This window comes from Pseudomonas sp. 2VD, from assembly GCF_005503585.1.
Taxonomy (GTDB): domain Bacteria; phylum Pseudomonadota; class Gammaproteobacteria; order Pseudomonadales; family Pseudomonadaceae; genus Pseudomonas; species Pseudomonas aeruginosa.
The window spans coordinates 1-5,927 of the sequence record NZ_SCND01000362.1; the positions used below are offsets into that span (position 1 = coordinate 1).

Here is a 5,927-nt window from a genome sequence, read left to right on the forward strand (position 1 = left end):
AGCGCCGGACTGCCGCGCAGGTACGCCTGCACGTCGCGCAGGCGCGACGGATCGCCCCATTCGGGTTGCTGCAGCGCTTCGCAGCGCCGTACGCGTTGCAATAGATCGTCCATGGTGGGTCCCCCTTCGGCAGGAGATATCGTTTCGATCAAGTGGGAATGCCTTCGCGTTTTATTTCCGGGACCGGAATGCTCAAGGCGCGCAATTGCTGGAAGACGTTCATGAATTCGCGGTTGCGCTTGATCTTGCCGTCTTCAAGTTCGAAGGAATGCAGGAAGTGGTTTTCGTAATAACCCTCGGGATATCCGGGGAAAAGAATCTTGCCGTGACCGTCGCATTCGACCCAGAAATGATTAGGGTCGTCGGTTCCGAATATATTTATGTTGTACCACTCCCAATCGGGAAAGCACTTCAATGACCAGACGGCATGTTCCGCAAGTTTGTCTTTGCCACGAATGACGATGGGCGAGCCGGTATCGGTGGTCCATAAACCGCCACAGCCGTCCTCGACGAAAAGTTCATGGCGGCGCAGGCGATCCTGGCCTTTGGTATTCATGTACTTCTCGACGGTGGCGCGATTCTTTTCGCGAAGTTCGTTGGCATCGGTGAAACCGATTGGATTTGTCGTATCAGGCATCGTCAATGCTCCTTGGCGGTAGATGTCATTCAAGTGGGAATACCGTCACGTTTTATTTGCGGAACGGCTATTCCCAATGCACGCAGTTTCTGTATCGGGTTCATGAACTCGCGATTGCGTTTTATCCGGCCGTTCTCGAGTTCGAAGGAATGGATGTAGTGGTTCTCGCAATAGCCCTGCGGATACCCCGGGACCAGCGCCTTGCCGCGCCCGTCGCACTCGACCCAGAAGTGGTTCGGATCCTCGGTCTCGAAGATCCGCACGTTGTGCCACTCCCAGTCGGGGAAGCAGCGCTCGAGCCACTCGGCGAGCCGCCTGAGGCTCTCATGGCCCCGGAAGACCAGGGGTTCACCGCTTTCCGTGGTCCAGTTACCGGCGCAGCCGTCCTCGACGAACAGGCTGTGCCGCTGTAACCGTTCGGCCCCCTTCATTGCCATGTAGCGCTCCACCGTGGCGCGATTCAGGCGCCGCAGACGCTCGATGTCGAGGGGTGTTTCCCTGTACCGCTGACCGTTCATGCGCCGCCTCCGAGAGGGCTCTCCAGGTATGCCGGAGAAACTTTTCCCTCGCGGCATCGGTTATTCGCTGGCGCGCAGGAGTTCGTCGCTCGGTAAGGGAGCGATATTCGCTGGGCGCATTGTTCATACGTAGGGTGAAATTTCGCGTTACATATGTTCGCCTGTCGTTTCCAGTTTTCGAAAGGCAATAGGAGTTTCATCCCGGGTTTCTTTTGGAAACCTGTCGGTAATGGATTCGCAATGCTTTCGTTAAGATGCGACAGACGAGGTCGCGAAGACTTTCAGCGTCATTCCGTGAAGTGTTTCAAATAGCCAGCATCCCTGGTCGCTGATGTGGATTGCATAAAACACAGAACGCTCGTACCGGCTCAACTACAAGATCTGGTAGGTGCCAGACAGGGTATGCGGGATTGCTAAGCTGATGCTTCCTGCAATGCCGGAGGTTGTAGCCAAGTTGTAATTTTATTCTTTCGGTACGCAGGAAAAGGCTCTGGAACAGGCAGTTGGAAAGTTCCAGGGTTGTTTCCGCAACGAGATCCAGGCAGCGCTGATCCGGGGGATGAGCGCATTTTTCTCAAAGTTCCGAATGAACCGGGGTGTTCTGCGGTATTTCTCGCCGAGCGGGCAAGAAGTGCGAAATAGAGCGCTTGGGTACTTCTCGGGTTACGGAAATGTGTAACGAGAGAGAATAAAAGATGAATAATTCGAATCTTGCTGCTGCGCGTAATTTGATACAAGTTGTTACCGGGGAATGGAAGTCCCGTTGCGTCTACGTCGCTACGCGACTCGGGCTGGCCGATCTGATCGAGAGCGGGATCGACAGCGACGAGACGCTGGCCGCCGCGGTCGGTTCCGATGCCGAGCGCATCCATCGACTGATGCGCCTGCTGGTGGCCTTCGAGATCTTTCAGGGCGATACCCGCGACGGCTACGCCAATACCCCCACCAGCCACCTGCTGAGGGATGTCGAGGGCTCCTTCCGCGACATGGTGCTGTTCTACGGCGAGGAGTTCCACGCCGCCTGGACGCCCGCCTGCGAGGCGCTGCTCAGCGGTACCCCAGGCTTCGAGCTGGCGTTCGGCGAAGACTTCTACAGCTACCTGAAGCGCTGCCCGGATGCCGGCCGGCGCTTCCTGCTGGCGATGAAGGCAAGCAACCTGGCCTTCCATGAGATCCCCAGGCTCCTGGATTTCCGCGGGCGTAGCTTCGTCGACGTCGGTGGCGGTTCCGGCGAATTGACCAAGGCCATCCTGCAGGCCGAGCCCAGCGCCCGGGGCGTGATGCTCGACCGCGAGGGTTCCCTCGGCGTGGCCCGCGACAACCTCTCCAGCCTGTTGGCAGGGGAGCGCGTCAGCCTGGTGGGCGGCGACATGCTGCAAGAGGTGCCGTCCAACGGCGATATCTACCTGCTGTCGCGGATCATCGGCGATCTGGACGAAGCCGCCAGCCTGAGGTTGCTCGGCAATTGCCGCGAGGCGATGGCCGGCGACGGCCGGGTGGTGGTGATCGAGCGAACCATCTCGGCCAGCGAGCCGTCGCCGATGTCGGTGCTCTGGGACGTGCACCTGTTCATGGCCTGCGCTGGCCGCCACCGCACCACCGAGGAGGTGGTCGACCTGCTCGGGCGCGGCGGCTTCGCGGTGGAGCGGATCGTCGACCTGCCGATGGAAACCCGCATGATCGTCGCTGCCAGGGCCTGAATCGGAACTCTCAACGGTTGGCCCCGGCGGTTTCGCCGGCGGCCAGTTGGCCGGCGCCCGGCGCCAGGTCGCCGCTGCCCCAGCCGAGCGCCTTGTAGAGGGCGATGACGTTGACGAACGAGGCGGTCTCCGCCTGCGCCAGTTCCTCGCGGATCTGGTACAGCGCGCGCTGGTTCTCCAGCACCGCCAGGTAGCTGCCGGCGCCGGCGCGGTAGCGTTCGTTGGCGATCTCCAGGGCGTTCGCGCCATGGGTCGCGGACTGGAACAGGGCGACCAGCCGACGCTGGTGTTCGGCCAGTTGGTTGAGCGCGTTGCCGACGTCCTCCTGGGCCAGCAGCAGGGAGCGCTGGTAGCGCGCCAGCGCGGCGTCGGACTGCGCCTCGACGGCGCGCAGGCGGGCCCGTACGTTGCCCAGGCGGAACGCCGGCCAACTGACGCTAGGCGCCAGTTCGAAGGCGCGCGAGGCACTGCCGAGGTCGCCGCTGCGCAGGGCGAAGAAACCGATGAAGCCGCCCAGGTCGAGGCGCGGATAGAGTTCGGCGGTGGCCGCGCCGACGTCTTCGGTGCTCGCTGCCAGTTGCCGCTCGGCGCTGACTACGTCGGGGCGCTGGAGGATCAGGCGGTCGACGTCGCCCAGCGGCAGGTTCTTCGCCAATGGCGCGGCGCCGCCACCGTCGAGGATCGGCGCGCCGCTGCCCGGCGCCTCGCCGCGCAGCACGTCGAGGCGGTAGCGGGCGCTCTCCAGCGCGGTCGTCAGTGGCGGAATCGCCGCTTCGCTGCGCAGCAGGTTGGCCTGGGCGTTCTCCACGTCCTCCGGCAGGCCGCTGCCCAGTTGCAGGCTGCTGCGGGTCAGCTCCAGGGTGTCGCGCCAACTGCGCACCTGGGCGCGCGCCACGTCCAGTCGGCGCTGGTAGCCCTGGATCTCGAAGTAGGCGCGGGCGGTGTCGGCGGCGATGCTCAGGCGTACCAGCCGGAGGTCGGCGTCGGCCGCTTCGGCGCGGGCCAGGGCGGCGTCGGAAAGTCGGCCGAGGCGGCCGAACAGGTCGATTTCCCACTGCGCGTCGAAGCCGGCGCGGTAGCTCTCCGCCAGGCGCCGGCGCGGCTCGCCGTCGTAGTCCAGCTGTTGTTCGATGCTGCGGTTGTAGCCGGCCTGGCTGGTGACCTGCGGCAACTGGTCGAGCCAGCGGTCGTCGAACAGCGCGCGGGCGCTGCGCAGGTTGGCGCGGGCCTCGCGGATGTCGTGGTTGCGCGCCAGCGCCTGGTCGACCAGGCGCACCAGTTGCGGATCGTCGAAGAAGCTCCACCAGGGTGCTTCCCGCCGCTCGCCGGAGAATTCGCCGAGGTGCTCGCTGGCGACGCGTGGCGGCGGCGACTGCGGACGCTGGTAGTCGGGGCCGACGCTGCAGGCGGCCAGGCCGGTGCCGACCGCCAGGGCCAGCGCCAAGCGCGAAAGGTTCGGGTAGGAGCGCTTCATGCCTTGTTCACCAGCAGATCGGCCTCGGCCAGTTGCCGGCTGCGCGGGCTCTTGTCGACTTCCGCGTGGTTGCGCGCCAGCAGGGTATAGACGGTGGGCAGCACGAACAGGGTGAAGAGGGTGCCGACCAGCATCCCGGAGACGATCACCACGCCCAGGCCGAAGCGGCTGGCGGCGCCGGCGCCGCTGGCGAAGAGCAGCGGCACCAGGCCGAAGACCATTGCCGCAGTGGTCATCAGCACCGGCCGCAGGCGGATCTGCGCGGCGCGCAGGATCGCCGCGCGGCGGTCGAGGCGCTCGTGGAGTTGCAGTTCGTTGGCGAACTCGACCATGAGGATGCCGTGCTTGCTGATCAGGCCGATCAGGGTGACCAGGCCGATCTGCGTATAGATGTTCATCGTCGCGTAGCCCAGCGCCAGCGGCAGCAGCGCGCCGCAGATCGACAGCGGCACGGTGATCAGGATGATCAGCGGGTCGGCCAGGCTCTCGTACTGCGCGGCGAGCACCAGGTAGATCACCACCAGGGCGGCGAGGAAGGCGAACACCAGGGTGTTGCCTTCCTGGGTGTATTGCCGCGAGTCGGATTGCCAGTCGTGGCTGAAGCCGGCCGGCAGGCCGCGCGCCACTTCGTCGAGGAAGGCCACCGCCTGGCCCATGGAGACGCCGGGCGCGGGGATCGCCTGGAGGGTCGCGGCGTTCTGCTGGTCGAACTGGATCAGCTTGTTCGGTTCGACCTGAAGCGCCACCCGGACCACCGTCGACAGCGGCACCAGGTTGCCGTCCTGGGTGCGCACGAACTGTCGTGCCAGCGCTTGCGGAGTGAAACGCTGGTCGCGCAGGCTCTGTGGGATCACGTCGTAGGAGCGGCCCTCCATGCCGAAGCGGTTGACGTAGTTCTCGCCCACCAGCACCGCCAGCGACTCGCCGATGTCCTGCATGCGGATGCCCAGGCTGTTGGCCTTGGCGCGGTCGATGCGGACCTGGACCACCGGGTTGTTGTAGTCGAGGTCGCTGTCGACCACCACGAACAGCCCGCTCTGTCGGGCCTTCTGCTTGATCTCTTCCATGGTCCGGTAGAGCACCGGATAGTCCTGCGGGCTGCGCAGCACCATCTGCACCGGCAGGCCGCCGGTGGAGCCGGGCAGGGCGGCCAACTGGAAGGCGAAGATGCTGCTGCCCTCGACGTCGCCGACCTTGCCTTGCAGCTCGGACTGGATCGCCGAGGCGTCGCGCTCGCGTTTTTCCCAGGCCGCCAGGTTGATCCCGCCGAAGCTCGCCGCCGGTCCGTCGGTGCCGTTGATGATCCAGGTGCTCACGGTTTCCGGGATGCTGGTGTAGACCTGGTCGAGCTTGCGCGCGAACAGTTCGACGTAGTCGAGGTTGGCGTGCTGCGGCGCCTTGATCGCGGTGAGCACCGCGGCCTGGTCCTCGGTCGGCGCCAGTTCGCGCTTGGGCATCGAATACAGCAGCGGCAGGCTGATGCACACCAGCAATGCCAGGCCGCCGGTCAGCCAGCGGTGGCCCAGGGAGAACTCCAGGACCTGCCCGTAGCGCCGCGTCAGGCCGCCGAAGAACCACTCGGCGGCGCGGCCCATGCG

Annotated in this window: 5 protein-coding genes and 1 pseudogene; 1 reads left to right on the forward strand and 5 read right to left on the reverse strand. The window is 64.7% G+C overall.

Annotated elements, in window-relative coordinates; genetic code table 11:
• From FFS27_RS33815 to phzA, 3 genes are all read right to left on the reverse strand, one after another.
• Positions 1–113 (reverse strand): hypothetical protein (locus FFS27_RS33815; RefSeq protein WP_225007728.1); only part of this gene is annotated, 113 nt, incomplete at its 3' end.
• A 35-nt stretch (positions 114–148) separates the two neighbouring features.
• Positions 149–637: a phenazine biosynthesis protein PhzB gene (gene phzB, locus FFS27_RS27040; protein WP_003123955.1), complete on the reverse strand. Its 489-nt coding sequence runs from the start codon at positions 635–637 to the stop codon at positions 149–151.
• A gap of 29 nt (positions 638–666) precedes the next feature.
• Positions 667–1,155, reverse strand: a complete 489-nt coding sequence (phzA, locus tag FFS27_RS27045) for a phenazine biosynthesis protein PhzA (RefSeq protein WP_003114729.1) — start codon at positions 1,153–1,155, stop codon at positions 667–669.
• 695 nt (positions 1,156–1,850) lie between these two features.
• Here phzA and phzM point away from each other — a divergent pair.
• Complete coding sequence (gene phzM / locus FFS27_RS27055) at positions 1,851–2,855, forward strand: phenazine-1-carboxylate N-methyltransferase PhzM (RefSeq protein WP_003093617.1); 1,005 nt, start codon at positions 1,851–1,853, stop codon at positions 2,853–2,855.
• Between the two features lie 10 nt (positions 2,856–2,865).
• Here phzM and opmD read toward each other — a convergent pair whose 3' ends face one another.
• Both opmD and mexI read right to left on the reverse strand, forming a co-directional pair.
• Positions 2,866–4,329, reverse strand: coding sequence for a multidrug efflux transporter outer membrane subunit OpmD (opmD, locus tag FFS27_RS27060; RefSeq protein WP_003111615.1), 1,464 nt, complete (start codon positions 4,327–4,329; stop codon positions 2,866–2,868).
• Positions 4,326–5,927, reverse strand: a pseudogene (gene mexI, locus FFS27_RS27065) (multidrug efflux RND transporter permease MexI); the annotation flags it as partial. The pseudogene mexI and the gene opmD, both read right to left, overlap by 4 nt.

What these genes read in the sequence shown, in the direction of transcription:
- phzB (WP_003123955.1), bottom strand. Translation starts at nt 637, where the DNA reads ATGCCTGATACGACAAATCCAATCGGTTTCACCGATGCCAACGAACTT.
- opmD (WP_003111615.1), bottom strand. Translation starts at nt 4,329, where the DNA reads ATGAAGCGCTCCTACCCGAACCTTTCGCGCTTGGCGCTGGCCCTGGCG.
- phzA (WP_003114729.1), bottom strand. Translation starts at nt 1,155, where the DNA reads ATGAACGGTCAGCGGTACAGGGAAACACCCCTCGACATCGAGCGTCTG.
- phzM (WP_003093617.1), top strand. Translation starts at nt 1,851, where the DNA reads ATGAATAATTCGAATCTTGCTGCTGCGCGTAATTTGATACAAGTTGTT.